The sequence below is a fragment of the Streptomyces sp. NPDC026500 genome (assembly GCF_055567635.1).
The window spans coordinates 72304-96774 of the sequence record NZ_JBVHQB010000020.1; the positions used below are offsets into that span (position 1 = coordinate 72304).

A 24471-nucleotide genomic window follows, 5' to 3' on the forward strand; every position below is an offset into this window, starting at 1 on the left:
GCGTTGCTGCGCCTTGTACGCGTCCCGCGTGGGCGGGAACGTACAGGGCGGGCTTACTTGCCCTTGGCGGCTTCCTTGAGCTTGCTGCCCGCGGAGACCTTCACGCTGAAGCCGGCCGGGATCTGGATCGGGTCGCCGGTCTGCGGGTTGCGCGCGGTGCGAGCGGCACGGTGGGTGCGCTCGAAGGTCAGGAAGCCGGGGATGGTGACCTTCTCGTCGCCCTTGGCGACGATCTCGCCGACGGTCTCGGCGAAAGCGGCCAGAACGGCGTCGGCGTCCTTGCGGGTCACCTCGGCACGGTCGGCCAGCGCGGCCACCAGCTCACTGCGGTTCATGTTGTTACTCCCGTGTTCTTCTTGCTGTTGAGGCGTGCCACGCGGCGGAGCCGCATATCGGGCACAGTGAAGCCGATGCTGCCAGGGTCCTCGGTCGGCCCCCGGACCCGGGTCCGTAGCCAGACCGTCGCGCCCGAAGACGCATCCTGCCCCCACCTGCGGCGGGAAAGCCAATCCGGCACCCCTGGGAGTCACACGAACACCCTTGGGGGTCACACGAAGCAGCCCTGCGAGGCCTGAGCCTGGCCGCCACCCTAGAGGCGGCCACTGGCCCCGCGTTCCGCGACGCGCCGGGTTCCGGGCGGTCGTGGCGCCCGTCACAGACGGCACGACGGCCGCTGTGACGCGGGCGGAGGGCCCGGCTCGACCCGTGCTACACGGTCGTGTTGACCGCGCTCGCCGCCTTCGCCGCGTCGCGCACCGCTCCGGCGACCGCGCCCGCGACCTTGTCGTTGAAGACGCTGGGGATGATGTAGTTCGGGTTGAGCTCGTCCTCGGTCACCACGTTCGCGAGCGCGGTCGCGGCGGCCAGCATCATCTCCGTGTTGACGGTACGCGACTGGGCGTCCAGAAGGCCACGGAAGACGCCCGGGAACACCAGGACGTTGTTGATCTGGTTGGGGAAGTCGGAGCGGCCGGTGGCCACAACTGCGGCCGTCAGGCGGGCGATTGCCGGGTCGACCTCGGGGTCGGGGTTCGCGAGCGCGAACACGATGGCGTTCTCGGCCATCGCGGCCACGTCGTCGCCGTCGATCACGTTCGGGGCGGAGACGCCGATGAACACGTCGGCGTCGTGCACCGCTTCCTTCAACGTGCCCGTGAGACCTTCGGGGTTGGTGTTGTCGGCGATCCAGCGCAGCGGCGAGTCCGCGGCGGCGTCGACCAGGTCGGCGCGGTCCGCGTGCACGACACCGTGGATGTCGGCGACGACGGCGTTCTTCACACCCGCGGCGATCAGCAGTTTGAGGATGGCCGTACCGGCCGCTCCCGCACCCGACATCACGACCCGGATGTCGCTGATCGCCTTGCCCGCGACGCGAAGTGCGTTGGTCAGGGCGGCGAGGACGACGATGGCCGTGCCGTGCTGGTCGTCGTGGAAGACGGGGATGTCGAGGGCCTCGCGCAGCCGGGCCTCGATCTCGAAGCAGCGCGGCGCGGAGATGTCCTCCAGGTTGATGCCCGCGAAGCCCGGGGCGATCGCCTTCACGATCTCGACGATCGCGTCGGTGTCCTGGGTGTCCAGGCACAGCGGCCAGGCGTCGATGCCGGCGAAGCGCTTGAAGAGGGCCGCCTTGCCCTCCATGACGGGCAGCGCGGCCATCGGGCCGATGTTGCCGAGGCCCAGCACGGCGGAGCCGTCCGTCACGACCGCAACGGAATTGCGCTTGATCGTGAGGCGGCGGGCGTCCTCGGGGTTCTCGGCGATCGCCATGCACACACGGGCCACACCCGGGGTGTAGATCATCGAGAGGTCGTCACGGTTGCGGATCGGGTGCTTGGACTGCATCTCGATCTTGCCGCCGAGGTGCATGAGGAACGTACGGTCGGAGACCTTTCCGAGCGTCACGCCCTCGATGTGCCGCAGCTGCTCGACGATCTCGTCGGCGTGCGCGGTGGAGGTCGCCGCGATGGTGACGTCGATCCGGAGCTTCTCGTGGCCGGAGGCGGTCACGTCGAGGCCGGTCACCGAGCCTCCGTGGGACTCCACGGCCGTGGTGAGCTGGGAGACCGCGGTTCCGCTCGCGGGCACCTCCAGCCGGACCGTCATCGAGTAGGAGACGCTGGGCGCCGTTGCCATGGCCGACTTCCTCTGCTTTCACCGTGTGTCACTGCTTTGTGCCGTCCGATCGTCGCACCTACCCCTGAGTACGTGGTAGCCGCCCCGGATTGCGAACGTTTTGTTCGCCAGGGCCCGCCGTTTCGGAAAACCGATTCCACTCTACGAGACGGGGTCGGGCGACGAAAGAGGCCCACGTCACGGGTGACGTGGGCCTCTTCAGGTCCTTCGGTGAAGGACGACGTTCAATGACACCGACCCGCCATGCTCGCCTCGCGGCAAGTGGTCGCTCGTAGCGACGAAGGTTGGGCCCGGGGGCTTGGATCGGGCCGGTGCCACGTCAAAGGTAACAAAGGATTCCCGTAAGGCAATTCCCGTCCCGGGAGTTCTTTTCGGCCGGGACGGGCTGCGGGGCGGACGGGGCACGGCGGTCCGTGGACCGGACGTCCGGCTGCCCGTGGACCGGACGGGGGACGGGTACGGCGTCCGTCCCACGGGAGGTCCGTCAGTCGAGCAGGAGGTCGGGGACTCCGTTCGGGTCGGGGTCGTCGCGGTCGCTGGAGACGACGGTCAGCTGCTGCGTGGCCCGGGTCAGGGCGACGTACAGGACACGCAGTCCGGCGGGCGACTCGTCCGCGATCTCCGCGGGCGATACGACCACCGTCGCGTCGTACTCCAGCCCCTTGGCCTCCAGGCTTCCCAGGGCCACCACACGGTCCCCGAGCCCGGCGAGCCAGCGGGCGGCCTCCTCGCGCCGGTTCATGGCGACGACGACGCCCACGGTGCCGTCGACCCGGTCGAGGAGATGGGCGGCCTCGGCGCGCACGGTCTGCGCCAGGGAGTCCCGTACGACCGCGAACCGCGGCTCGACGCCCGTGGACCGCACCGCGGACGGCGACTCGGAGCCCGGCATGGCGAGGGCGAGGACCTTGGCGGCCAGCTCGGCGATCTCCGCCGGGTTGCGGTAGTTGACGGTGAGGGTGAAGCGGCGCCTGGGACGGGTGCCGAGCGCCTCGTCACGGGCCTCCGCCGCCTCGTCGGGGTCGGACCAGGAGGACTGGGCCGGGTCGCCCACGACCGTCCAGGTGGCGTGCCGGCCGCGTCGGCCGACCATCCGCCACTGCATGGGCGTGAGGTCCTGCGCCTCGTCGACGATGACGTGCGCGTACTCGGTCCGCTCCTGCGCCAGCCGCTCGGCGCGTTCGCGTTGCGTCTCCTCGCGCTGGGGCATGAGCTCCTCGAGACCCGTGAGGTGGGCCAGCGGGTCCAGCTCGCGCCGCTTCCTGGGCCGGGCGGGCGCCCCGACGATCGCCTCGAGCTCGTCGAGCATCGCCACGTCGTGCACCGAGAACCCGTCCCGCTTGAGCGAGCGCGCCACCCGGCGGACCTCGCCGGGGTTGAGGATCCGGCGCGCCCAGCGCCCGAGCCGCCGCTCGTCGGCCATGGCGGCCAGCACCCCGCGCGGGGTCAGCTCCGGCCACCAGGCGTCCAGGAACGCCAGGAAGCTGTCCTCGGAGGTGACGTCCTCGTCGAACGACGACCGCAGCTCGGCGGACAGCTCCGGGTCCGAGTGCCGGGTCCCGGCGCCCGACCGGGCCCACAGCGCGTCGAGCAGCAGCCTGCGGGCACGCGGCCGCAGCAGGTTGACCGGCGCGGTCCCGCTGAGCGCGTTGTGCTTGATCCGGTCCAGCTCGGCGGACTCCAGCTCCAGCCGACGCCCGAAGGCGACGACCCGCAGCCGGGTGGGGGGACCCGTGGGGGCCGCGTCCGGCTCCCCGAAGGCGAGCTGGCCGGAATTGCCCCCGGCCGCCCCGGCCGGCGCCTCCAGCGCCCCGCGCGCCGCCTTCCGCAGCACTCTCAGCATCCGGTGCGAGCCCTTGGCGCGGGCCACCGCCGGGGAGTCGTACAGCGTGGCGCCCACGCCGTCGACGAGCGAACCGATCGCGCGGATCGCGACCTGCCCCTCCTCGCCGAGCGAGGGCAGCACGCCCTCGGTGTAGGCGACGAGCAGCGGGGTCGGCGAGACGATCAGGATGCCGCCCGCGTACCGGCGGCGGTCCTGGTAGAGGAGGTAGGCGGCCCGGTGCAGGGCCACCGCCGTCTTGCCGGTGCCGGGCCCGCCCTCGACATAGGTCACGGACGCGGCGGGCGCGCGGATCACCATGTCCTGCTCGGCCTGGATGGACGCCACGATGTCCCGCATGGTGTGACTGCGGGCCTGCCCGAGCGCGGCCATGAGCGCGCCGTCGCCGATGACGGGGAGCTCACGGCCGTCGAGCGAGGCCGTCACCTCCGGGCGCATCAGGTCGTCCTCGACACCGAGGACCCTGCGGCCCTTGGAGCGGATGACCCGGCGGCGTACGACCCGGCCGGGGTCGACCGGGGTGGAGCGGTAGAACGGGGCCGCGGCGGGCGCCCGCCAGTCGATCACCAGCGGCGCGTAGTCGGCGTCCAGGACGCCGATACGGCCGATGTGGAGCGTCTCCGCGATGTCGGCCGTGTTGTCCTCGCGGACGGCGCCCTCGGCGGGTTCCACCGCCGTGTAGGCGCCGTCGGGACCCTTCGTGCCGTCCTTCCCGCGGAGCAGGTCGATACGGCCGAAGAGAAAGTCCTCGAACTCGTTGTTGAGACGGTTGAGGTGGATTCCTGCGCGGAACACCTGGGCATCCCGCTCCGCGAGCGCCCCTGGTGTTCCGACGTGACCGCGCTGGGCGGCGTCGTGCATCAGGAACTCGGCCTCGTGGATCTTCTCCTCGAGGCGCCGGTAGACCCGGTCCAGATGTTCTTGTTCGACGCTGATCTCACGGTCCCGTACGGAGTCGTCCTTGACGGATTCGTCCGGTACGGATGAGTGGACCGAGCCGAGCGCGGTTTCCTGCTGAGCCTGAGCGGCCACCGGGCCCCCTTCTGACGTGCTGGGCAGCCGTCAACCGTACGCGAAGGGAGGCCCGCCGGGCTACGTCCGCGCCCGGAACCCGCTCACGCGTTCACCTCGACCAGCCGCTTCCCCTCGAAGGTCATGACCTCGAAGTGATCGATCTGGTTCGGTGTGAAGGCCGCGCCGCCGTGCACGTACAGGGGCTGCTTGGCCTCCGCGTTGTTCGTGTTGGGCAGGCCGTAACCCCGATCCGGGACCGCCCAGGAGGTCACCGTCTCACGCTCGCCGTTCTTGCCGACGGCGATCAGGGAGCACTTCAGCGGGCCCTTGACGTTCTTGAGCTGGAGGACGGCGTGGGTGCCCCAGTCCTTCGGCTCGATGGCGACGACGGCGTTGACCTTGGTCTTCGGGTCCGTGGCCTCCGTCTTGTCCGTCATGACGTCGAAGGCGGCCTTGGCCGGGCTGGTGGCGTGCGCCTGCGGCATGTTCGTGCCGGTGTCGCTGCCGCCGTTGACCGCCATGACGGTCAGCGGACCGCCGATGATCAGCGCGGCCGCGGCCGCCACCAGGTACATGCCGCGGCGGCGCTTCTGGGCGCGCCGCGCCGAGACCTCGTCGACCAGCCGCTCCGCGAGCCGTGGGCTCGGGCGGGCCGAGAGGGACTCCGCGATGGCCGGACTGCCCTGCGAGGCGGGCAGGTCGGCGAGGGCGGCGAGCATCGGCTCCATCCCGGCGAGCTCGTCGAGCTGCTGGGCGCACCACTCGCAGCTGGCGAGATGCTCCTCGAAGGCTGTCGCCTCCGCGTCGTCGAGAATGCCGAGGGCGTAGGCGCCGACAGTCTCGTGAATGTCCCCGGACCCTTGCTGTCCTCTTGGACCTTGCATGGCTCCCGGACCACCTGTTCCGTAACCCCCGTACGTGTTCATGCCGTCACCCCCCGCTCCTCCAGCGCAAGCTTCATCGACCGCAGGGCGTAGAAAACCCGTGAGCGCACAGTGCCGCTGGGAATGCCGAGCGTTTCGGCCGCCTCGTTGACGGTACGCCCTTTGAAGTATGTTTCGACCAGTACTTCCCTGTGAGCAGGGGTCAGGTCGTCCAGCGCGTCCGACAGTGTCATCAGCCACAACGCCTTGTCGATCTCGTCCTCCGCGGGGATGACCTCCAGCGGCGACGGGTCGACCTCCTGCGGCCGGGCCTGCCGACTGCGGTGGCCGTCGATGACGATGCGTCGGGCGACCGTCACCAGCCAGGGGCGTACCGAACCGGTCGCTCGATTGAGCTGGCCGGCGTTCTTCCAGGCACGGATGAGTGTTTCCTGCACAACGTCCTCGGCGCGCTGCCGGTCTCCGGCGACCAGGCGCAGCACATAGGCCAGCAACGGCCCGGCATGCTCCCGGTACAACGCACGCATCAGCTCCTCGTCGGGTTCGGTCGACGAAGCCTGCTGAGACATGCGATGTCGGGCCCTTGGCCTGTGTTCATCAGCCACGGCTGAATCCTTGCGCACGCCTACCTCCGGTGTCCGGGGGTTCCCCCAGTCGGTCGCTCATCACCGGGTACGTGTGTAGGTACGCGGGTGTTCAAAGTGTTCAGGGTTTTTTCTGTTGAAGATGTGTAGACAACGAAAAGAATGCGTATTGATCACCTCGGGTTACTGGAAGATCACGTACGGGTGTGATCAGGCGCGCGCCAGAGCCGCCCGCCGCCGGTGCCGGGCAACTCGCTCCCGATTGCCGCACACCTCACTGGAACACCAGCGTCGGCGTCGGCCGCGCGATGTGTCGAGGTAGACGATCGGACAGTTGTCACCCTCACACTGTCTCAGACTCGCCCGCGCCGGCGGATCGGTGAGCAGATCGAGGGCGTCCCGGGCCACCACGGAGAGCAGTTCGGCACAGTTTGGCGGGGTGTGCAGCCCGCGGCGCAGCGAGCCGTCGTCGGCGCGGACGGCCCAGGGGGCGGGCGGCGCGGCGAGGGCAACGGCGTTGACACGGCAGAGCGCGCTGTCCGCGGGCCGCCCGTCCAGCTCGCCGCGCACCAACTGGGCGATATGTCCGCGCAGTTCCTGGAAGCCGAGCAGCCAGGTGGCGTCCACGGCGGCCAGCTGGGTGCCCACGGGCACCAGCCCGGACGCGATGACCCAGGCGCTCAACCGGGCGGCCGAGTCGAGGCGTTCCTCGGGATGGGTGGTCGCCGTCAGGTCCAGGCAGATCCGCCCGGAGTCGAACCGCAGCTCGTACGAGGCTGTGGCCATGCCCGATGCCATGCGCCTGTCACCGCCTTGGGGTCACCTGCCGTCGTACCCCCTACAGTGCATGCCCCGACGCCCCGCCGGAAGACTCAGCACCGGCCCCGTACCGGACGTGTACCGGACATGCACCGGGCGGGAGTTCAGGACGGTGCCGTCGACGTCGCGGCGGACCGCGTGGGGGACGGCCGCGCCATCACCGATCCAGCCGCCGTACGGGGCGGGTTCGACGGCACCCGGGTGGATCGAGGGCGCGTGGATGGTTCGAGGACGCTTGGACGGCTCCGGGACTCTTGGGCGGCCGGAAACTCGGTGCCGGCCCTGCTGCTGACGCTCACGGCGGCGGCCGCCTCGCCCGTGTCCTGTGCCCGTACCGGTGCCGGTGCCGGTGCCGGTGCCGGTGCCGGTGCCGGTGCCGGTGTTGGTGCCGGTGTTGGTGCCGGTGCCGGTGCCGGTGTTGGTGCCGGTGTTGGTGCCGGTGCCGGTGCCGGTGTTGGTGCCGGTGTTGGTGCCGGTGTTGGTGCCTGTGCCGGTGTTGGTGTTGGTGCCCGTGTTGGTGTTGGTGGTCTCAGTCGTCGGCGTACTTGGAGTCCGCGGCCGGGTCGAGCGCGAGCCGGTAGCCCCGCTTGACGACCGTCTGGATCAGCTTGGGGGCGCCAAGTGCCGTACGCAGCCTGGCCATCGCGGTCTCCACGGCGTGCTCGTCGCGGCCGGATCCGGGCAGCGCGCGCAGCAGTTCGGCCCGCGCCACCACCCAGCCGGGCCGCCTCACGAGGGCCCGCAGCAGCGACATCCCGGCGGGCGGCACGGGCCGCAGCGACCCGTCCACGAGCACGGCGTGCCCCCGGATCTCCACGCGGTGCCCGGCGACGGGCAACGCCCGTGCCCGGCCGGGCAGTTCCTGGCAGAGAAGCTGTACGAGGGGGCCGAGCCGGAATCGTTCGGGCTGGACGGTGTCGATACCGTGGGCCTGCAACGGCAGCGCGGTGACCGGGCCGACGCAGGCGGGCAGGACGTCGTGGTGCAGTGCGGCGAGGAGTTCGGTCTGCAGACCCCGGTCCTCGGCCCTGGACAGCAGGGAGGCGGCGGCGGGCGCGCTGGTGAAGGTGAGCGCGTCCAGGCCGCGGGTGAGGGCCGCGTCGAGCAGCCGGTCGACGGGCCCGATGTCCTCCGGCGGCATCCACCGGTACACGGGCACGGGAACGACCTCGGCGCCGGCGGCCCGCAGCGACTCGACGAACCCGGGCAGCGGTTCGCCGTGCAGCTGTACGGCGATACGGCGGCCGTCGACGCCTTCTTCGAGCAGCCGATCGAGCACCTCGGCCATCGACTCGGAGGACGGCGACCACTCCTCGGTCAGCCCCTGGGCGCGGATGGCGCCCTTGACCTTGGGCCCGCGGGCGAGCAACTCCACGCCCCGCAGCCCTGCGAGCAGTTCCTCGCCGAGGCCCCATCCGTCGGCGGCCTCGACCCATCCGCGGAATCCGATGGCGGTGGTGGCCACCACCACGTCCGGCGCGTTGTCGACCAATTCCTTGGTGGCGGTGAGCAGTTCGCTGTCGTCGGCGAGCGGCACGATCCGCAGGGCCGGCGCGTGCACGACGGTGGCCCCGCGCCGCTGGAGCAGCGCGCCGAGCTCGTCGGCCCGGCGCGCGGCGGTCACCCCCACGGTGAACCCGGAGAGAGGACCGTGGTCGGATCGCTGCTGTTCGTCGTACATGGCTCTCGTCTCGCGCTCGTCGAGTCGTCGTACGGGGTCAGTGCTGTCGTACGTCCGCGGCTGATCCGAGCCTGTCAACGGACCGTGACAGGCTCGGATCAAGGCGATGTCGGGCGTGTTACGTCACACCTCGGCGTAGCTGAGCTGGGACTTCGCCTCGGCGCTGGCACTCGCTCGGGTCTCGGCGCCGGCCGGGCGGCGAAGGTATACGGCCCAGGTGACCCCGAAGGCGACCGCGTAGAAGACGAGGAAGGTGACGAAGGCGCCGGTGCCGGAGCCGGAGTCGAGGAACGACTGCCGGAAGGCGAGGTTGATGCCGACCCCGCCGAGCGCGCCCACCGCACCGATGAGCCCCATGGCGGCACCGGAGAGCCGGCGTCCGTATCGGGCGGCCTCTTCCCCTTCGAGCCCCGCGTCCAGGGCCTTCTTCTGGAAGATGCCGGGGATCATCTTGTACGTCGACCCGTTGCCGAGCCCGCTGAGCACGAAGAGCACCACGAAGACGCTGACGAACAGCGGCAGCGACTTCTCGCTGCTGGCGACCACGAGGATCCCGGTCGCGGCGGCCATCCCCACGAAGTTCCACAGGGTGATCCTGGCGCCGCCGTAGCGGTCGGCGAGCCAGCCGCCGACGGGCCGGATCAGCGAACCGAGCAGCGGGCCGATGAAGGTGAGGTAGGCGGCCTGGAGCGGCGTACGTCCGAACTCGACCTGGAGCACCTGCCCGAAGGCGAAGGCGTAGCCGATGAACGACCCGAACGTCCCGATGTACAGGAACGCCATGATCCAGGTGTGCGCGTCCCTCGCGGCGTCCAGGGCGGCGCCGGTGTCGTTCTTCACGGAGGCGATGTTGTCCATGAAGAGGGCGGCGAGGACGGCGGCCACCACGATGAGCGGGATGTAGATCCCGAGGAGCACCCGCGGCCCGCCGCTCGCCCCGATGATGGCGAGCGCGACCAACTGGATGACGGGGACGCCGATGTTGCCGCCGCCCGCGTTGAGGCCGAGCGCCCAGCCCTTCTTCCGCAGCGGGAAGAAGGCGTTGATGTTGGTCATGCTGGAGGCGAAGTTGCCGCCGCCGATACCGGCCAGCAGACCCACCACGAGGAAGGTGGTGAACGAGGTGCCCGGCTCCATCACCACGAACGCGGCGACCGTCGGCACGAGCAGCAGACTCGCGGACACGATGGTCCAGTTCCGGCCACCGAAGAGCGCGACGGCGAAGGTGTAGGGCACCCGCACGACCGCGCCGACCAGCGTCACCATCGAGGTGAGCAGGAACTTGTCGGCCGGGGTGAGCCCGTACTCCGGTCCCATGAACAGGACCATCACCGACCACAGGGTCCAGACGGAGAACCCGATGTGCTCGGACAGCACGGAGAACAGCAGGTTCCGCCGGGCGACCTTCTCCCCCTTCTCCGCCCAGAAGGCCTCGTCCTCCGGATCCCACTCCTCGATCCAGCGACCGCCCCGCGCAGGGGCCGTACTCGTGGCTGGGGCAGTCATCTCACGCCTCCGTTGGTTCTCCGGGCTTACTGGGCTGCTGTTTCCCGAAGGTAGGGAGGACGCGTTTCCGGCCCTGTGGCTGTTAGTGACCGGAAGGGAACGTTGCTCTCACCCGGTCCCGGACCCGACGGTGAGGACGGGGCGGAACCGGGTGAGGGGCGCCCGGGGCGGGGCGAAACCGGGTGAGGGCGCGTCCGCGGCGGGGCGGGACCGGGCCAGGGCGTCCGGGGCGGGGCCGGACGGGCCAGGTGGGGCCGGTCGGCGCGTCCGTCAGACGGCGGCGTTGTGGTACGAGGTGATGGCCCAGGTCCCGGCGGCGGGATCCCGGACGAGCACCCAGGTCGCACGGTGGTGCCGGTCGGCGGGCACTTCACTCTCACCGGCAAGCAGAATCCCGGCCTCGCTGATGACGACGGCGGTGTCGGGATGCGGGAAGCGGATCCGCCGGGGCTCGTCGAGCGGCCGGGAACCCTTCAGCGGTCCCGCGAACCCGGCCGCGATGTAAGCACGGATCTCCTCCCGCCCGTCGTTGAAGACGCCCGGCATCACGACCGTCGCGTCCTCGGTGTACAGCTCGGCGAACGCGTCGGCGTCGTAGTCCGCCCAGGCGGAGTAGAGACGGTCGAGGACGGCGCGGATGTCCTGGCTGTTCTCGGTGCTGTTGTCAGTGCTGTTGTCAGTGCTGTTGTCGGTGGCGCTGTCAGTGGCGCTGTCGGTGGCGTTCATGGTGATCCTTCTCCTCGGACTGGTTCGGTGCCGGTACGTACCTCCGCGGACGCCGGAACTCATCGGTGCCGGGACGATGAGTTCGGACGGGCCCGGAGGTAGGTACCGGTGAATGACGGGATTCGAAGTGCCGGGACCCGAGGGAACCGAACCGCCGGGGAACGGTGCCGCCGAGAAGCCGAGGAGCAGACCATGGAGACGCGCGACGACGACGGCCCCGACCGCCCCGACGGCCTCGACGGCCTCGACGGCCGCGACGGTTTCGAGGAACGGACGGCCCCCTACCGCCGCGAGCTGCTGACCCACTGCTACCGGATGCTCGGTTCGGTGCACGAGGCCGAGGACCTGGTGCAGGAGACGATGCTTCGGGCCTGGCTCGCGTACGACCGCTACGACGCCGACCGGGCGTCCCTGCGCACCTGGCTGTACCGCATCGCCACCAACACATGTCTGACCGCGCTGCGCGGCCGCGCCCGCAGACCCCTGCCGTCGGGCCTGGTCGGCGCGCTGGAGGATCCGGGGGCGCCGATGACACTGGGGGCGGAGGTGCCGTGGCTGGAACCGTTCCCGGATCGGGGCGCGACCGGGCTCGCCCTCGGCGTCGGGGCCACGACCGGGGATCCCGCGGGCGTGGTCGTCGCCCGGGGCAGCCTGCGCCTCGCGCTGATCGCCGCGATGCAGCTGCTGCCCCCGCGCCAGCGGGCGGTCCTCATCCTGCGCGACGTACTGGCCTGGCCGGCGACCGAGGTGGCCGAAGCCCTCGGCACGTCGACCGCCTCAGTGAACAGCGCGCTCCAGCGGGCCCGCGCACGACTCGGTGAGGCCGGCCTGACGGAGGACGAGGTGACGGAACCGCCGGACCATGAGCAGCGCGCGGTGATCGACCGCTATCTGCGCGCCTTCGAGGACGCCGACCTCGACGCCCTGCGCACCCTGCTCACCCAGGACGTCGTCCTGGAGATGCCCCCGGTCCTCAACTGGTACGTCGGCCCCGACGCCTATGTCGCCTTCATCGCCCGCGTCTTCGCGATGCGCGGCAAGGACTGGCGCCTGCGGCCCACCTCGGCGAACGGACAACCCGCACTGGCGGCATACGTCCGCGCCCCCGGCGACGACAAGCACCGCCTCCACACCCTGCAGGTCTTCACGGCGGACCAGGGCGCGGTGAGCCACACGGTGGTCTTCCGACTCCCCACGGTTTTCGCGGCATTCGGGCTGCCTGAGATCTGGGAGACGTAGACGCGCCTACTGCCGCGGACTCCGGGGCGGGTTGCCCGGCTGGTCGGCATACGGATTGCCGAGCCCATCTGCGGCGGTGGTGGGGGGCTGCCGACTGTAGGGGCCGGGAAGTTGGGATCCGTAGGAACCGGGGGCCGGGGGGTGGGGGTGCGGCTGCGGCTGCGGCTGCGGCTGCGGGTGCGGGTGCGGGTGCGGGTGAGCCTGGTCCGGGGCTTGGGGCTGAACCGGGGCTTGGGGCTGAGCCGGGGCTTGGGCCGGGCCGGCGTACGGGGCCTGGCTCGGGTGTGGGGCCTGGCCGGAGTACGGCGTTTGACCGGGGTGCGGGGCCTGACCAGGGTGCGGAGCCTGACCGGGGTGCGGGGTTTGGCCGGGGTGCGGGGCCTGACCAGGGTGCGGGACCTGGCCGGCGTACGGGGCCTGGCCGGGGTTCGGAGCCTGGGGAGCGTACGGGGCCTGACCAGGGAGCGGGACTTGGCCGGCGTACGGGGTCTGACCGGGGTGCGGGGCCTGGCCGGGGTTCGGAGCCTGGGGAGCGTACGGGGCCTGACCAGGGTTCGGGACCTGGCCGGCGTACGGGGTCTGACCGGCGTACGGGGCCTGACCGGCGTACGGGGTGTACGGGCCGGCCGGCTGTCCGCCGTAGCCCGCCGTCGGCGGCAGATACCGCACCCGCCCGCCCTCCTCCGTCACGGGCGCGAACCCCGCCGCCCGCAGCAACGCCGCGAACTTGGCGTTCCGCTTGCGTGTGACGACCAGACCGACAGCGAGGACGACCATCAGCGCGGCCCACAGGACACCGGCCACCGTGAAAGCGCCGGAGCCCCCGCCCGCCCGTACCCCGAGGGCGGCGCACCCGACGGTGAGACCGACCGCCGCGTACACCATCCGCTTCTCGGCGTTCTTGCCGGTGAGGTCGAAGTTGATACGGGCCTTGAGGAGCTCCAGCGCGTCAGGGACGACAGGCGGCAACGACACCCCGTCGCCGGCCTGCGGATACTGCGCCCAGTTCTGCGCGGCACGCGCCTGGGCCTGCGGGCCCGGGTCGGGCACGATGAGCATCGTGAGCGCGTTGTTGCGGCCGCTGCCCTGGCGTACGTCCGCGTACTCGTAGCCGAACTGCTGGGCGATGAAGGCGAGTCGGGCGAGCTTCTTCACCGAGGCCATGGGGCTTGTGAGCTGCACCGCTTGCCCCGCGGCCATCAACCGGAACATCTGCCGGATCTGCCGTTTACTCACGCCGCCCCCAACTCCCCACCGAACCAGCCTGTTCACACCAGCAACGGCCCCACCTTTTCACGCACCCCTCCTCCACAGAACAGGGAGGCAACCCGATTTACTGGGTCTTGAAGCGATTTTGACGGGGCGGCGGAACGAGGACGGCTGGCCCCAGAGACAGTCACCGACATGGACCGCCTCCGTAGCGCCGACTATCGTCAATCGCACTTCGCAAAGGAACGGGAGACTCCATGTCCGCTGGATCAGGACCCGGACGGCCCGCGGCGAGGAGCCCTCGACACTCGAAGGTCCAAAATGCCGCGTTCACTGCAGGACTCATTCTCGTTCTGTCGACCATGACCCTCGGAGCCTTCGCGGGCGTTTCCCTGACCACCAGCCTGGCGGACGATTCCTTCCTCTCCCACGCGGTGCCAGAAGACGGACGCAGCGGTCTCGTGATCGGCGGCATTGGTATGGGCGGCCTGACCGGGCTATTCCTCCCTCTGATCCTTTTTGGTCTCGTGCGGGGGACGGAGGAGAAGCCACGACTTCGGCCCTCCGAGGCTTTCCGAAAGGTCCTGGCCATTCTTGTCTTTGGTGTGTATCTGCTGGCCGTGTCCGTAATCGTCGCCCAACTCGGCTGGGTCCTCCCCGAAGGCCTGACCGTACTCTTGAGCGTCTTCATCATCGGCTTCAGCTGGATGCCTCTGGCCCTGATCCCATGGGAGAGATTCGGGCTTACCGATGTGGGGGCACGGCTTGGCTCACGGAGCGGGTCGGACTCACACAAGCCTGATTGATTCAGCCAAGGCATCGGCCACTGTCGCCATTTCATCGCCGAGCCCGAGAGAAGTCCAGAGCAGACGGGATTCCAACGCCGCCGGGTGCAGGCGAGGCAGGATGTAGTGGGCCACGCCTTCCAGTACTTCACCGCCTGAGGATTCAGGGGCACTCGGCTCCAGACGATGGACCCGTATCGCAGATCCCAGAGGAAGATCGACTTCCGAGATCGCGGGCTTCCCGAAGAAGGGCCCTTCAGCCAGCTCAGCCTCCTTCCGGAAGGCTTCCAGGCACAGCAGTTCCGGGGAGACATGCAGTTCTCTCACGGTATAGCTTGCCAACACGGAGCCACCCGGGGGGACCAGCAGCGCTGCGCAGAGTGCCTGCTGGCGGATCGCAGCGGCCCAGTACCACAGCACATCCTCAGCGAACGCGTCGTGCCGATCGGACGGAGCATCCGCGCCGAGGTGCTCTTGGGCGACGGAACGAGCCCAGACCTGCGGACGGACAGTGTCGAGGTCGAAGACCAGCCAACTCTCGGGCGCGGGCAACTCGATCCTGCACTCACGCCAGTTTCGGCCCGAGGCCTCCACACGAGATGCCACGGCAGTCACCGTCCCGCAAGAGCGGCGTCAGAGCCGGTGACATCAATCTGCGGCTCACCCTCGAACAGTCCCTTGAAACTGTACGAGTCGGAACTCGCCCCGGTGCCAGTGGCGGCGAGGGCCCAGGAGTTGTAGTGCATTGCCTGCTTGAAAGCATCGGGCGTTCCAATGAAGTCAAGGTCCGCCGAGCTGACGTTCCTCATGCGGCCGAGCTCGTCCACCATGCCCGGCCCTACATACATGCTGGCCAGGCCACGCGCTCCACCGGCGTGCCAGGCATTGCGGACCGCTGAGACGTTGTCACCCACCTTGAAGACATCGCGCCAATTGCTCCGGATGGTGCCGAGGTCATCCACAAAGGAACGTGGTAGCCCCTTGAAAGCGGCTCCGAGGCTGACGTCCGGCCGCACCGAGCGAGCAACGGCTCCGGCGCGCGCGCCCACCATCTCCTCGACGAGAGCTCGACGGGCCACTGAGGTGAGCCCGGGATTCCAACCACGCACGTACTGTGTCGCCGCCGTCCAGACCTTGCTGCGTCCGACTGTGGCCGCGAGCTTCGATCCCGCCGAGAAGACGCGCCCGATACCGAATGTCGCCAGCCCGAGGACGTCCAAGGCCACGTCCTGCCACGATCCATCGCCGTTGATCAAGAGCAGCACATGGCAAATGAGCGACAGAGCGGTCATGGCGAGCGCGATGGTGCCGAGGACACCGGCGATCGCCTGTCCAATGATGGGGATCCACCCGACCAGGAGCGACACCACTCCGCATACGGCTGCGACGGCCCCGGCGATTTTACTGATGAAGGTCAGCGAATCGCGCAGATCGTCCAACCAGCTGTCGTTGAGGCCATCGCCCTCTGCCACGTCATGGATACGCTTCGCCGCCGTGTCGCCCGCGCTCTTGTGGCGGGACTTCAGCTTAGCCAGCTTGCCGCGCAGCCCATCCAACCCGTCTTGCAGGTCGGTCACTTTCTTGTCGAGTTTGTCCTGGCCGTCATCGTCCGTGCCCTCGGGCGCGTTGTCGGCTCGGGACTTCGCCGATGCCAAGTCCGCCGCTTGCGTTTCGGCCTGCCCGAGAAGCCCGTCCGCCTCCTTCTGGATCGTCTCGAGATCTGTGTAGTACTCCTTGAGTGCGGCACCGGCCTCTTCATAGCGACCGTACGCCTTGCTAACCGTCTTCGCGGTGTCGCTGGCCTTCTCGGCGAATTCCCGCCCCGCCTTCGAATCCCAGCTTTTCTGATCTCCGACTCGACGCAGTGCGGCTGCGGTGTCGGAGATCGTCTTGGCCGTAGTGGTGAAACGGCGCGCCAGCGACTTCAGGTCGTGCACGTCGCCGGGAACAGGGTCACTGCTCTCGTCCAGCGCTTCCCAACGGTAATCGGCCGGACGGCTCACTTCTTCTGCCCCTTGCCGACCAGAGCGTTGTAGAGCGCGGTGTCGAGTTCGACGTACGCCTTGGACGCTTCCTTGGCGATCGTCCCCAGCGCCTCGATGTCCTTGATCATCTTATTGCGGTTGTCGTCCCAGTCATCGGAAAAGTCCTGCAGCCTCTCGTGCAAGAGCTTGTGCCCGACGACGCGCAGGTCGTAGGACTCCATGAGTTTGTCGAGCCCCTCGAACTCCGTTGCCACCGTTCGCAGTCCGGTTCCGACTTCGTGCAGATCGGTGGTGGACACTCTGAGACGCTCACTCATCCGGGGTCCCCTTCACGTCGTCGTTCCGCGGTTGCCAGCGCAGAGTGCCTGCGATCGCGTCGAAGAGCTCTACCATCGCGTCCGCGATCGGCTCCATCGGAGTGCTGAACGTGAGCATCAAGGACTGGTCACCCCCGGGCACCGGCACGAAGTACTCAACGATGGTGTCGTCGAACTCCGATCCCAATTTCCTTGATTCACGCGTTCGTTCGGTACGTCGCCGCCTGGCGGCCTGTCCTGCCGCTGGCAGCCTCACAGGTGCCACTTCACCCTTTCCGGCGAGGGCGGCGACGGCATCGAGGCTGTCGAACCGTTGATGAACGCAGGAGACGAGGAGTGAGGCGGACAACGGGATGCCGGCAGCCTCCAAGAACGACAGGTAAAGCACCACGCCGCCTTGGTCGACTCCCGTAAGAGCAGCACCCATCAGCTGCTCCTCGGCCTGCCGACGCAGAACAGGCTGATCGTCAACACCAGCGAACTGCCGCCGGATCAGCGCGCTCACAGACGCCTCCCGATGCTCCTGCGACTGAAGCGGGATGCGATACCAGTCCTCGGGCGTGATCAAACCGAATACGCCACTGCCGCTGGCAGGCTGGGGTGGTGTCAATTTTCCGCTCACTCCGCTTCTGTCCACCACTGGGGCACACCTGTCTCTCAGCGGTTGACGGACTGGATCTCCTGCACGACGACGTCCTGATCCGCCCCGAAGGTGCCGTCCGGCAGGTTCCGCTCGTCGGGCACACCGGTGCCCGTCCAGTGGATCTTCCAGGTGATGGTCGCCCGTAGCTTGTACGAGCCATCCCCGGAGGAACGGAGGTACTTCACCCCGCAGGGAGGCGTCTGTTTGGCCTTGCCCCTCGCGTACGCCTCACCGATGTGATCGCCGGTTATCTCGCAGACGCCCGAAGCGGGATACGTCTGCGCATCCGCCGTCCCCGGCTCGATCTTCAGCGAGACCGGCTCCGCCGTCGTCGTCGCCGTCACACCGAGCAGCGGCACCGACGCGGTCACCGACACGGGCTTGAACTTCGCCGTGTCCAACCACGCCCACGTCGGCAGATTCACCTTCGTCGTACCCGCAGGAGCCAGGTCCACCTTCGTCGACGGCACCCGTATCTCCGCGTACGCCAACTGCGCCAACATCTCCGGAGTAATCGCCTCCGGAACATCCGCCGGCGGAGCAACGCCCTTGTCGACCCAGAAAATGTCCTTCGTGCAGTCCAGCGCACGCGGGTCGCCCTCGCGGCCTTCAGCGACGTACGAGTCCCACCAGTACCCCTTGTCGGCCTTGTCCTTGTTGAAATCCTTGTACGGGTGCCCGTTCACATATTTGTCGCGCTGCTCCGCATCCCACTGATACCCCGTCGAATCGACTCCCCAGATCGACTCCTTGTACTTCTGCAGCTGATCCGGCGTGTACTTCGGGGCGTAATAGCAGGCAGGAGGAGTCCAACTGCCTGACGCAGCCGTCACCGCGCCGACAGAGTCACCCGACCCGTTCTTCGAACGATCGAAGACCACAACACCCGCAGTCGCGGAGACATCCTGGCCCTTCTGGCCACCGTCTACCTGCGTCTCGGAACCCGTGCCCTTACCACCCGGGACAATGTCCGCCCAGACGTCCGAGGCGCTTCCGAGCACCAGAACGCCCGCCAGCAGAGCGGCACGAACGGTGTTCCTCGCTACGGCTGACACTGAGCCGCCCCCCTTGTGGAGATGATCTGCGACGTCCGCCATACACCCTCGGAGCTCTTGTCCAAGCGCGTGTTGTAAAGGACATAGCTGTTCTTGGTGACCGGCGTCTTGTTGATCTTGTTGGTCTTCTTGTCCTTGCTGTAGCCCTTGCTCTCGTCCGCACAGAACGTGAGTGAAGCCGAAGATTTGCTCTCAAGGGTCACGGTGCGCTTGAAGTACCGCGCCTCACCGGTGAGTGTGGAACCCGTGTCCTTGAACTGCTGGACCCAGGTCAGCGCGGCTTCGAGAGCCTTTCCCGTGTTGTAGTACCCGAGCGCCTCACCCTTGGGATCCGTCCCGGCGATCGCTGCGTCAACGGCTCGCATGCGCTCCGCGTTGTCGGCGAGAACCGCGTCCTTGATGGAGTCGCCGGTCTTCGATCCTTCGAAGGTCAGCGTGAGGTCCGACGGCAACTCGATCTTCGGTCGCCCCGCGGATTGCGTCGCGCTCGGGCCGGGCGCAGCCGACGTCGCGCTCCCGGTGTCCGCGCCGGCGATCTTGTCATTGGCCTTCGGCTCGTCGCCACCCCCGCCGCACGCGGTCAGAAGCAGCGCGGCTGTCGCTCCGGCAGCGGCTGTGGCAAGCAGGCGGGGACGGCGGTTCACGGCAGACTCCTGTGCGGCGTGGGGTGCGGAAGGGCAGCAACACGCTATCGGGGGCCCGTGCGACGACACCAGAGCGAATGGTGCCAAGCGAGTAACAGACCATGGACAAAGCGGCCCATAGCTCGGCCAACTGGCGCCCGAAAACCTTCCATTGAGTGACGCTCATCGGCGAGAGGGTTCACCGAGTTGGCGTCCGCAAAGCGCTGACTTCAACAGCTCCGACGAACTGATCGTCATGTTCTCGCCAGTCGTGCCCTCTTGAGCAACTGGTCTCCATGTCCACGGTCAAGACGCCTCACGGGTGGACGCGACCAACGGACTGTCGAAGGTGGCCAGGGTCGCGATGTGGCGGAGGATCGCACGGTACTGCTCACGGCGTCCGACCGCCGTCGTGCTCAGCGTGAACACAGCCAGTCGCTTGCAGTCCGGATGCGGCAGGTGAGCGCGGAACTGGACCAAGGGCACCTGCGGGAGACCGTCGGCGGCCCTGGGGGCATGAACGGTTTCACTGAATGTGGCAGGTCCACAGGGAAGTTCGACATATTCGATGCGCGCCTGCGGGTCGAGTTCGCTCACCGCACGGGCAGCCGTCACGGCTCGCGGTGACACCGCCGTTGCCCGCCAGGAGACGGTGAAGAACGACAACAGCGGCCGGCCGCTGTTCGTCGCACCCTCATCGACGTCATCCCGGTGCAGTCCGATCGAGCAATGGACAGTTCCTGCTTCCCTGAGGGCACCGAGCAGTTGCTGCCCCTGTGCGAACTGAGCGATGAACTGCTGCCGGGCCATCTCGTCGGGAGCCGCCTGAAGAACGGGCGCGAGGGCGGTGCGCAGATCACAGGCACCTGGGGAGTCGGGTGCGGGAATCAGCGCGTCGAGGGGCACAGCGGTGAAGCCCGCGGGTTCCGCGAACCAGATATCGGCGTCAGGGTCTTCGGCCGAGTAGGCGACGGTGAAGCAGGGGGCGGTGGTCATCGTGTCCTGTCGGGGCGAGTCAGTACGTACGCGGGTGCGGGTGCACCACGTCGGGAACGTGGGCGCCGGAACGGCGGGCACGTTCGAGGGCTGCCGGGCTTGCGTTCCAGTCGGTGGGCTCGATGCCCCGCCGGCCCGTGGCCGTGCGCTGATAAAGCAGATGCAGCCTCTTGGGTGCCTCGCCCTTGCGGCTGGCGGCCGCGATGACGGCGATGAAGCGGGGATCACCGGCGAACCAGAGCGGCTCGATCTGCGCTTTCAGCTCCGGTTTCGTACGAGCGGTGCCGAAGCGTCGCATCCACCAGAAGGTACGCATGCCGGAAAGGAAGAGCAGAGGGATCTGTTCCTCCGGCGCCTCAGGATTGGGCAACTCCAGCCACATTTCGTCCTCTTGTACCCCCGGATGCTTGTTCCGGCCTCGGGGAACGCCGGCGAGGAGCTGCCAGGGGTATTGCCGGAGGACGCGTTGGATGTAGATGGAGGGGCGGATGTAGGCGAGTTGGAGGACGGCTCGGAACGCTGAATAGAGAAGGACCGGAATGAATAGGAAACCGTAGCCAGGGCTCAGAAACGAGACAAGCACTCCTAGTGAGCCGATCCAGACTGCGGTCCAACCCAGTAGTCGAGCAACAATCATGATCATGTGTTGCATCCAAGTCCGTCGGGTCGGTGGATGATCCCAAGCGGTCGGGTACTTGGTGGGGTCCATAGAGTGAGAGCCTCCTGCTCGGGCTAGAAGACGTGACGGGCAATATCGAAAAGGGCTCCGCCATCAAGAGCCAGCCGTAGTCCATCGATGCCCGCCACGGAGCCGTCTTTGATTCCGTCATCGTCCGTGTCTACGGCGGTCATGGCCAAACCGAAGCCCGCGGTCGTCACGCCGACTGAAGCAGACGTGACCTCGACGGCTCTGGTGATTTGGGCTGCTCGGGCACCTCGAATCGTGAAGCCGAGCAAGGAGTTGTCCAGGTCGGAGATGGCCTGCGCATGCTCCATCGTCCCGCCTCCGAACCGGGCCACGCGTTGACCGATTGTGAGGGCCTCTCCTGCTTCGCCAGTAGCCCTCAGTGCGGTTGCCGCGCCCTTCCCAGCCGCACCAAGGCCAGGCAGTGCACCGAGGACATCTCCCCCGACAGTGACGAAGTTGCTCCAGAAATCCGTGTCGAGCTCACCTTTGGTGAACCCGTCCTTGAGCGATGCCCACACGGTTGGATCCTGGGTGATCCGGACCGACAACGACGTCGCGCTCAACGCCGCAGCGGCAAGCAGCAGTGCTGCGGCAACTGTCCCGCCGGACACGACAAACAGCGCAACCAGACCGATTACCGCTGCCACCGTGCTCAAGATGTCCGGCAGATTCTCAGTGAGCCAGTCGAGTGCTGAGTCGAACCAGCCCGGCTCGTGTGGGGTCAGTTTGTTCGTGGCGTCGCGGATCTTGCCCGCTCGATGCTGAGCCTGGTGCTCGTGCTCGTCCGCGAGTTCGCGCGCCTTGCCACGGATCTTGCGAAGGGCATCCTCGGCGTCGTCCACCGCCGTGTTCGCCTTGGTCAGTGCCTTCTGCGCCTCGTCATGTCCGGCACCCTTCCCATGAAGGTCAGGGCTGTCACCCGCCTTCGACGCGTGACCCTTCGCCCGGTCCACGGCGGCCTGCGCGTCCGTCGCGTCCTGTTCGAGTCGCTTCGCCCGCCGCTGGAAGTCGTCGAGTTCGCCTTCCCACCGGCCGAGTTGTCCGGCCGCTTTGCGGATGGAGTGGGCGGCGTTCTTCAGGTTCAGGGGAAGCGGGCCGCCGTCCAACTGCTCGCGGAAGGCGACGGCCGCGTCACCCTTCCAGTAGCTGCCGTCCATCAGCCTGGTGACGAGCTCATGCGTCTCTTCGAGAACCTTGGCGCACCTCGTGAGCTTCTTGCGCAGACCGCTCACGGTTTCCGTGCTGCCCGGCACCGGATTGAACCCGAGATGCGGGTGGTCGGGGTTGGGGATGTGCGGGGCCGACTTGAGGCCCTGTGGCTTGTCGCGGTCGGCGAGGGACCGCGGGTCGAGTGCGGCTCCTGTGTCCTCGGGCTGGTACGTCACCTCGTACCGCCGCCCCTGCCGTCCACGGCCTTCTTCAGGGCTTGTTCCAGGGCCCTGTCCACCTCGCGGTAGCTGTCCCGGCTCTTGCCGATGATCTTGGCCAGGTCCTCGGTCTGCTCACCGATCTGATCGGCTCCGTACTTCCAGTTGTCCTGGAAGTCCTCGCAGGCACAGTCGAGATCGTCCGTGCCCAGACCGGTGACCGTGGCGTCCTCCAACGCCCTGCGCAGGCCTTTCAACGACTCGGTCGACGCCCTGAGCATCTTCATGAAGTGCGACAGCTCATCGCCGTCAACGGCCAACCGCTCCGCCACGCGCCCTGCCTCTTCCGGAACTCAGTGAGTCCGGAAGGCCGGGCTCAGTGGTTGATGGACTGGATCTCTTGCACGACGACGTCCTGATCCGCCCCGAAGGTGCCGTCCGGCAGGTTCCGCTCGTCGGGCACACCGGTGCCCGTCCAGTGGATCTTCCAGGTGATGGTCGCCCGTAGCTTGTACGAGCCATCCCCGGAGGAACGGAGGTACTTCACCCCGCAGGGAGGCGTCTGTTTGGCCTTGCCCCTCGCGTACGCCTCACCGATGTGATCGCCGGTTATCTCGCAGACGCCCGAAGCGGGATACGTCTGCGCATCCGCCGTCCCCGGCTCGATCTTCAGCGAGACGGGCTCCGCCGTCGTCGTCGCCGTCACACCGAGCAGCGGCACCGACGCGGTCACCGACACCGGCTTGAACTTCGCCGTGTCCAACCACGCCCACGTCGGCAGATTCACCTTCGTCGTACCCGCAGGAGCCAGGTCCACCTTCGTCGACGGCACCCGTATCTCCGCATACGCCAACTGCGCCAACATCTCCGGAGTAATCGCCTCCGGAACATCCGCCGGCGGAGCAACGCCCTTGTCGACCCAGAAGATCGGCTTGTCGCACGTGAGCGCACCCGGGTCGCCCTCACGACCCTGAGTCACGTACGAGTCCCACCAATAGCCCTTGTCGGCCTTGGCCTTGTTGAAATCCTTGTACTCGCCGCCGTTGACGTACTTGTTCCGCTGCTCCAAGTCCCACTCGGACCCGGTCGACTCGGCATTCCAGATCGGCTCCAAGTACTTCTGCAGCTGATCCGGCGTGTACTTCGGGGCGTAATAGCAGGCGGGGGGAGTCCAGTTGCCTGACGCAGCCGTGACCGGGCCGGCAGAGTCACCCGACCCGTTCTTCGAACGATCGAAGACGACAGCACCCGCAGTCGCGGACAGGTTGCCGTTGCGGTCCGAGTCACCTGAAGCATTGGTATTCGAGCCATTGGTGCTGCCACCGTGCCCGTATCCTGCGAAGGCTTGGGGCGCGCAGATCATCATGGCCGCGGAAACGACGACGGCAACTGTTCCGGTCTTTCGATACGTCAGGACTGGCATGCGGTGCTCCCCCGCTGCGATGTCAGCTTCTCCGTGATCCAGATGTCCTGCTTGTTGACCCGAAGGAGGCTGCTGTAGAGGACGTAGTTGTCCTTCGACTTCGCAGTCACATCGGTCTTGCCAGTCTTCACGCTCTTGTTGTAGGCCTTGTTCTGATCTTCACAGTAGACAAAGCCCGCCGTTCCATCGGAGTTGATCTTCACCTTGGAGTTGTAGTAGCGCTTCGCGCCGGTGATGCGGTCCTTGTAGTCCACGAACTCCTGGATGAACTTCTGACTCCCGGCTGCCGCCGTGCCTTCGGAGTAGAAGCGGTACGCCTTATGCAGCGGGTCCTGTTCAGCAATGGCCATGTCCACGGCTTTGATGAACTGCTCGCTGTCGTTCAGCACCGCATCCTTGTCCTTGTCGCCCGTCTTGGGCCACTCGAAGGTGTACGTCAGATCCGACGGCAACTCGATCTTCGGTCGCCCCGCGGATTGCGTCGCGCTCGGGCCGGGCGCAGCCGACGTCGCGCTCCCGGTGTCCGCGCCGGCGATCTTGTCGTTGGCCTTCGGCTCGTCGCCACCCCCGCCGCACGCGGTCAGAAGCAGCGCGGCTGTCGCTCCGGCAGCGGCTGTGGCAAGCAGGCGGGGACGGCGGTTCACGGCAGACTCCTGTGCGGCGTGGGGTGCGAAAGGGCAACAACACGCTATCGGGGGCCCGTGCGACGACACCAGAAAGAATGGCGCCAAGCGGGTAACAGGAGCTGGATATAGAGGTCCATAACGTGATCAACTGGCCGTCGAGAACCTTCGATTGAGTGACATCGAGGGCCGAAGGCCGATGGCCGAGGGACGGTGGCCGAGGGACGGTGCGCGGCGCCGAGTCGGCCGCCGCAAGCCCCGGACCGGAGGACACCGTCGGACCAGAGGGCCGTCCCCAGACCGGAAGGCGTCCCAGACCAGAGGGCGT

General features: G+C 67.9%; 24 protein-coding genes. 2 read left to right on the top strand and 22 right to left on the bottom strand.

Features of this window, described 5'->3' with window-relative positions:
- Positions 1-53 precede the first annotated feature (53 nt).
- The 9 genes from ACZ4N5_RS31065 to ACZ4N5_RS31105 form a co-directional block, all read right to left on the bottom strand.
- Positions 54-335: an HU family DNA-binding protein gene (locus ACZ4N5_RS31065; protein WP_103549419.1), complete on the bottom strand. Its 282-nt coding sequence runs from the start codon at positions 333-335 to the stop codon at positions 54-56.
- A gap of 373 nt (positions 336-708) precedes the next feature.
- Positions 709-2133 carry an NAD-dependent malic enzyme gene (locus tag ACZ4N5_RS31070; RefSeq protein WP_467760358.1) on the bottom strand — a complete coding sequence of 475 codons (1425 nt, stop codon included), beginning with the start codon at positions 2131-2133 and terminating at the stop codon, positions 709-711.
- A 484-nt stretch (positions 2134-2617) separates the two neighbouring features.
- Positions 2618-5008: a HelD family protein gene (locus ACZ4N5_RS31075; protein WP_467760359.1), complete on the bottom strand. Its 2391-nt coding sequence runs from the start codon at positions 5006-5008 to the stop codon at positions 2618-2620.
- 83 nt (positions 5009-5091) lie between these two features.
- Positions 5092-5874 (bottom strand): anti-sigma factor family protein, encoded by a 783-nt coding sequence (locus tag ACZ4N5_RS31080; protein WP_467760360.1) that lies wholly within the window; start codon positions 5872-5874, stop codon positions 5092-5094.
- Positions 5875-5912: 38 nt separating this feature from the next.
- Positions 5913-6443, bottom strand: coding sequence for a sigma-70 family RNA polymerase sigma factor (locus ACZ4N5_RS31085; protein ID WP_467760361.1), 531 nt, complete (start codon positions 6441-6443; stop codon positions 5913-5915).
- Positions 6444-6668: 225 nt separating this feature from the next.
- Positions 6669-7256, bottom strand: coding sequence for a CGNR zinc finger domain-containing protein (locus ACZ4N5_RS31090; protein WP_467760362.1), 588 nt, complete (start codon positions 7254-7256; stop codon positions 6669-6671).
- A 550-nt stretch (positions 7257-7806) separates the two neighbouring features.
- Positions 7807-8958, bottom strand: a complete 1152-nt coding sequence (locus ACZ4N5_RS31095; RefSeq protein ID WP_467760433.1) for a uroporphyrinogen-III synthase — start codon at positions 8956-8958, stop codon at positions 7807-7809.
- 123 nt (positions 8959-9081) lie between these two features.
- Positions 9082-10464 (bottom strand): nitrate/nitrite transporter, encoded by a 1383-nt coding sequence (locus tag ACZ4N5_RS31100; protein ID WP_467760363.1) that lies wholly within the window; start codon positions 10462-10464, stop codon positions 9082-9084.
- Between the two features lie 270 nt (positions 10465-10734).
- Positions 10735-11190 carry an SgcJ/EcaC family oxidoreductase gene (locus tag ACZ4N5_RS31105; RefSeq protein ID WP_467760364.1) on the bottom strand — a complete coding sequence of 152 codons (456 nt, stop codon included), beginning with the start codon at positions 11188-11190 and terminating at the stop codon, positions 10735-10737.
- A 192-nt stretch (positions 11191-11382) separates the two neighbouring features.
- Between ACZ4N5_RS31105 and ACZ4N5_RS31110 the strand changes: the two genes are divergently transcribed.
- Complete coding sequence (locus tag ACZ4N5_RS31110) at positions 11383-12429, top strand: sigma-70 family RNA polymerase sigma factor (RefSeq protein ID WP_467760365.1); 1047 nt, start codon at positions 11383-11385, stop codon at positions 12427-12429.
- 6 nt (positions 12430-12435) lie between these two features.
- On the opposite strand, the gene ACZ4N5_RS31115 is transcribed toward ACZ4N5_RS31110, so the two are convergent.
- Complete coding sequence (locus ACZ4N5_RS31115; protein WP_467760366.1) at positions 12436-13665, bottom strand: hypothetical protein; 1230 nt, start codon at positions 13663-13665, stop codon at positions 12436-12438.
- A 335-nt stretch (positions 13666-14000) separates the two neighbouring features.
- Here ACZ4N5_RS31115 and ACZ4N5_RS31120 point away from each other — a divergent pair, with 335 nt between their 5' ends.
- Entirely contained in the window at positions 14001-14444 is a 444-nt protein-coding gene (locus ACZ4N5_RS31120) for a hypothetical protein (RefSeq protein ID WP_467760367.1), read from the top strand.
- On the opposite strand, the gene ACZ4N5_RS31125 is transcribed toward ACZ4N5_RS31120, so the two are convergent.
- From ACZ4N5_RS31125 to ACZ4N5_RS31180, 12 genes are all read right to left on the bottom strand, one after another.
- Complete coding sequence (locus ACZ4N5_RS31125) at positions 14427-15029, bottom strand: hypothetical protein (protein ID WP_467760368.1); 603 nt, start codon at positions 15027-15029, stop codon at positions 14427-14429. The genes ACZ4N5_RS31120 and ACZ4N5_RS31125 overlap by 18 nt on opposite strands.
- Positions 15030-15034: 5 nt before the next feature.
- Positions 15035-16426 (bottom strand): hypothetical protein, encoded by a 1392-nt coding sequence (locus ACZ4N5_RS31130; RefSeq protein ID WP_467760369.1) that lies wholly within the window; start codon positions 16424-16426, stop codon positions 15035-15037.
- The gene (locus tag ACZ4N5_RS31135) at positions 16423-16725 is read right to left on the bottom strand and encodes a hypothetical protein (RefSeq protein WP_467760370.1); all 303 of its coding nucleotides are present in this window, start codon (positions 16723-16725) and stop codon (positions 16423-16425) included. The genes ACZ4N5_RS31130 and ACZ4N5_RS31135 overlap by 4 nt, the downstream gene beginning before the upstream one ends.
- Positions 16718-17347, bottom strand: coding sequence for a hypothetical protein (locus ACZ4N5_RS31140; RefSeq protein ID WP_467760371.1), 630 nt, complete (start codon positions 17345-17347; stop codon positions 16718-16720). The genes ACZ4N5_RS31135 and ACZ4N5_RS31140 overlap by 8 nt, the downstream gene beginning before the upstream one ends.
- Before the next feature lie 35 nt (positions 17348-17382).
- Positions 17383-18465, bottom strand: coding sequence for a hypothetical protein (locus ACZ4N5_RS31145; protein WP_467760372.1), 1083 nt, complete (start codon positions 18463-18465; stop codon positions 17383-17385).
- Complete coding sequence (locus tag ACZ4N5_RS31150) at positions 18411-19067, bottom strand: hypothetical protein (protein ID WP_467760373.1); 657 nt, start codon at positions 19065-19067, stop codon at positions 18411-18413. Before ACZ4N5_RS31150 ends, ACZ4N5_RS31145 begins: the two co-directional genes overlap by 55 nt.
- A 285-nt stretch (positions 19068-19352) precedes the next feature.
- Positions 19353-20042, bottom strand: a complete 690-nt coding sequence (locus tag ACZ4N5_RS31155; RefSeq protein ID WP_467760374.1) for a hypothetical protein — start codon at positions 20040-20042, stop codon at positions 19353-19355.
- A gap of 19 nt (positions 20043-20061) precedes the next feature.
- Entirely contained in the window at positions 20062-20685 is a 624-nt protein-coding gene (locus ACZ4N5_RS31160; RefSeq protein ID WP_467760375.1) for a hypothetical protein, read from the bottom strand.
- Positions 20686-20774: 89 nt separating this feature from the next.
- On the bottom strand, positions 20775-22115 hold the full coding sequence (locus tag ACZ4N5_RS31165) for a zinc ribbon domain-containing protein (RefSeq protein ID WP_467760376.1): 1341 nt from the start codon (positions 22113-22115) through the stop codon (positions 20775-20777).
- Positions 22112-22429 carry a hypothetical protein gene (locus tag ACZ4N5_RS31170; protein WP_467760377.1) on the bottom strand — a complete coding sequence of 106 codons (318 nt, stop codon included), beginning with the start codon at positions 22427-22429 and terminating at the stop codon, positions 22112-22114. The genes ACZ4N5_RS31165 and ACZ4N5_RS31170 overlap by 4 nt, the downstream gene beginning before the upstream one ends.
- Before the next feature lie 44 nt (positions 22430-22473).
- Positions 22474-23520 (bottom strand): hypothetical protein, encoded by a 1047-nt coding sequence (locus ACZ4N5_RS31175; protein WP_467760378.1) that lies wholly within the window; start codon positions 23518-23520, stop codon positions 22474-22476.
- Positions 23508-24164, bottom strand: coding sequence for a hypothetical protein (locus tag ACZ4N5_RS31180; RefSeq protein ID WP_467760379.1), 657 nt, complete (start codon positions 24162-24164; stop codon positions 23508-23510). The genes ACZ4N5_RS31175 and ACZ4N5_RS31180 overlap by 13 nt, the downstream gene beginning before the upstream one ends.
- Between the last annotated feature and the right edge of the window lie 307 nt (positions 24165-24471).

Coding starts and splice junctions, on each gene's coding strand:
- ACZ4N5_RS31065 (WP_103549419.1), bottom strand. CDS start 335: ATGAACCGCAGTGAGCTGGTGGCCGCGCTGGCCGACCGTGCCGAGGTG.
- ACZ4N5_RS31070 (WP_467760358.1), bottom strand. CDS start 2,133: ATGGCAACGGCGCCCAGCGTCTCCTACTCGATGACGGTCCGGCTGGAG.
- ACZ4N5_RS31080 (WP_467760360.1), bottom strand. CDS start 5,874: ATGCAAGGTCCAAGAGGACAGCAAGGGTCCGGGGACATTCACGAGACT.
- ACZ4N5_RS31085 (WP_467760361.1), bottom strand. CDS start 6,443: ATGTCTCAGCAGGCTTCGTCGACCGAACCCGACGAGGAGCTGATGCGT.
- ACZ4N5_RS31090 (WP_467760362.1), bottom strand. CDS start 7,256: ATGGCATCGGGCATGGCCACAGCCTCGTACGAGCTGCGGTTCGACTCC.
- ACZ4N5_RS31095 (WP_467760433.1), bottom strand. CDS start 8,958: ATGTACGACGAACAGCAGCGATCCGACCACGGTCCTCTCTCCGGGTTC.
- ACZ4N5_RS31100 (WP_467760363.1), bottom strand. CDS start 10,464: ATGACTGCCCCAGCCACGAGTACGGCCCCTGCGCGGGGCGGTCGCTGG.
- ACZ4N5_RS31105 (WP_467760364.1), bottom strand. CDS start 11,190: ATGAACGCCACCGACAGCGCCACTGACAGCGCCACCGACAACAGCACT.
- ACZ4N5_RS31110 (WP_467760365.1), top strand. CDS start 11,383: ATGGAGACGCGCGACGACGACGGCCCCGACCGCCCCGACGGCCTCGAC.
- ACZ4N5_RS31120 (WP_467760367.1), top strand. CDS start 14,001: ATGACCCTCGGAGCCTTCGCGGGCGTTTCCCTGACCACCAGCCTGGCG.
- ACZ4N5_RS31135 (WP_467760370.1), bottom strand. CDS start 16,725: ATGAGTGAGCGTCTCAGAGTGTCCACCACCGATCTGCACGAAGTCGGA.
- ACZ4N5_RS31145 (WP_467760372.1), bottom strand. CDS start 18,465: ATGGCGGACGTCGCAGATCATCTCCACAAGGGGGGCGGCTCAGTGTCA.
- ACZ4N5_RS31155 (WP_467760374.1), bottom strand. CDS start 20,042: ATGACCACCGCCCCCTGCTTCACCGTCGCCTACTCGGCCGAAGACCCT.
- ACZ4N5_RS31160 (WP_467760375.1), bottom strand. CDS start 20,685: ATGATCATGATTGTTGCTCGACTACTGGGTTGGACCGCAGTCTGGATC.
- ACZ4N5_RS31175 (WP_467760378.1), bottom strand. CDS start 23,520: ATGCCAGTCCTGACGTATCGAAAGACCGGAACAGTTGCCGTCGTCGTT.